Origin of the sequence: Streptomyces humicola (assembly GCF_024436035.1) — a bacterium.
Classification (GTDB): domain Bacteria; phylum Actinomycetota; class Actinomycetes; order Streptomycetales; family Streptomycetaceae; genus Streptantibioticus_B; species Streptantibioticus_B humicola.
In genome coordinates, this window is record NZ_JANFNG010000059.1 from 2,501 (window position 1) to 5,217 (window position 2,717).

Genomic DNA, 2,717 nt, shown 5'->3' on the forward strand with positions numbered 1-2,717 from the left:
CACCCAAGTAGCACGGGGCCCGAGAAATCCTGTGTGAATCTGGCGGGACCACCCGCTAAGCCTGAATATTCCCTGGTGACCGATAGCGGATAGTACCGTGAGGGAATGGTGAAAAGTACCGCGGGAGCGGAGTGAAATAGTACCTGAAACCGTGTGCCTACAAGCCGTGGGAGCGTCGCCATGCGGGTTTTGCCTGTGTGGTCGTGACTGCGTGCCTTTTGAAGAATGAGCCTGCGAGTTTGCGGTATGTTGCGAGGTTAACCCGTGTGGGGTAGCCGTAGCGAAAGCGAGTCCGAAGAGGGCGTTTGAGTAGCGTGCCCAAGACCCGAAGCGGAGTGATCTAGCCATGGGCAGGGTGAAGCGGCTGTAAGAGGTCGTGGAGGCCCGAACCCACCAGGGTTGAAAACCTGGGGGATGACCTGTGGTTAGGGGTGAAAGGCCAATCAAACTCCGTGATAGCTGGTTCTCCCCGAAATGCATTTAGGTGCAGCGTCGTGTGTTTCTTGCCGGAGGTAGAGCACTGGATAGGCGATGGGCCTTACCGGGTTACTGACCTTAGCCAAACTCCGAATGCCGGTAAGTGAGAGCGCGGCAGTGAGACTGTGGGGGATAAGCTCCATGGTCGAGAGGGAAACAGCCCAGAGCATCGACTAAGGCCCCTAAGCGTGCGCTAAGTGGGAAAGGATGTGGAGTCGCAGAGACAACCAGGAGGTTGGCTTAGAAGCAGCCATCCTTGAAAGAGTGCGTAATAGCTCACTGGTCAAGTGATTCCGCGCCGATAATGTAGCGGGGCTCAAGCGTACCGCCGAAGTCGTGTCACTCCAGCGTGTGCCTAACGGTTGCTGGGGTGGGTAGGGGAGCGTCGTGTGCCGGGTGAAGCAGCCGTGGAAGCGAGTTGTGGACGGTATGCGAGTGAGAATGCAGGCATGAGTAGCGATACATGCGTGGGAAACGTGTGCGCCGATTGACTAAGGGTTCCTGGGTCAAGCTGATCTGCCCAGGGTAAGTCGGGACCTAAGGCGAGGCCGACAGGCGTAGTCGATGGACAACCGGTTGATATTCCGGTACCCGTGATGGTGCGTCAACGCTGAATCTGGCGATGCTAAGCCCGTGAAGCCGCCTTTGATCCCTTCGGGGTGATGGGGAGTGGTGGAGCCGGTGGACCAGACTGGTAGTAGGTGAGTGATGGGGTGACGCAGGAAGGTAGTCCAGCCCGGGCGGTGGTTGTCCCGGGGTAAGGGTGTAGCCCGAGTGGTAGGTAAATCCGCTGCTCATGTAGGGGTGAGACCTGATGCCGAGCCGATTGTGGTGAAGTGGATGATCCTATGCTGTCGAGAAAAGCCTCTAGCGAGTGCTGTTGCGGCCCGTACCCTAAACCGACTCAGGTGGTCTGGTAGAGAATACCGAGGCGTTCGGGTGAACTATGGTTAAGGAACTCGGCAAAATGCCCCCGTAACTTCGGGAGAAGGGGGGCCACGCCTGGTGATGGAGTTTTCCTCCGGAGCTGGGGGTGGCCGCAGAGACCAGCGAGAAGCGACTGTTTACTAAAAACACAGGTCCGTGCGAAGCCGTAAGGCGATGTATACGGACTGACGCCTGCCCGGTGCTGGAACGTTAAGGGGACCGGTTAGCTCCATTTTGGTGGGGCGAAGCTGAGAACTTAAGCGCCAGTAAACGGCGGTGGTAACTATAACCATCCTAAGGTAGCGAAATTCCTTGTCGGGTAAGTTCCGACCTGCACGAATGGCGTAACGACTTCTCGACTGTCTCGACCATAGGCCCGGTGAAATTGCAGTACGAGTAAAGATGCTCGTTTCGCGCAGCAGGACGGAAAGACCCCGGGACCTTTACTACAGTTTGATATTGGTGTTCGGTTCGGCTTGTGTAGGATAGGTGGGAGACTGTGAAGCTTGAGCGCCAGCTCAGGTGGAGTCGTTGTTGAAATACCACTCTGGTCGTGCTGGATGTCTAACCTGGGTCCGTGATCCGGATCAGGGACAGTGTCTGATGGGTAGTTTAACTGGGGCGGTTGCCTCCTAAAGGGTAACGGAGGCGCCCAAAGGTTCCCTCAGCCTGGTTGGCAATCAGGTGTTGAGTGTAAGTGCACAAGGGAGCTTGACTGTGAGACTGACGGGTCGAGCAGGAGCGAAAGCTGGGACTAGTGATCCGGCGGTGGCTTGTGGAAGCGCCGTCGCTCAACGGATAAAAGGTACCCCGGGGATAACAGGCTGATCTTCCCCAAGAGTCCATATCGACGGGATGGTTTGGCACCTCGATGTCGGCTCGTCGCATCCTGGGGCTGGAGTCGGTCCCAAGGGTTGGGCTGTTCGCCCATTAAAGCGGTACGCGAGCTGGGTTTAGAACGTCGTGAGACAGTTCGGTCCCTATCCGCTGTGCGCGTTGGAGTCTTGAGAAGGGCTGTCCCTAGTACGAGAGGACCGGGACGGACGGACCTCTGGTGTGCCAGTTGTTCTGCCAAGGGCATGGCTGGTTGGCTACGTTCGGGAGGGATAACCGCTGAAAGCATCTAAGCGGGAAGCCTGCTTCGAGATGAGGACTCCCACCCACTTGATGGGGTAAGGCTCCCTGTAGACGACGGGGTTGATAGGCCGGATATGGAAGCCAGGTGACTGGTGGAGTTGACCGGTACTAATAGGCCGAGGGCTTGACCACACACATTCGTGTGTTGCGTGTTTCGCGTCCACTGTGCGGTTCTG

1 rRNA gene (cut by a window edge) is annotated in these 2,717 nt (G+C 57.3%); it reads left to right on the forward strand.

Annotated features, from left to right (window positions below):
* Positions 1-2,673 (forward strand): 23S ribosomal RNA (locus NGB36_RS32815); it begins 452 nt to the left of the window's first position.
* Positions 2,674-2,717 lie beyond the last annotated feature (44 nt).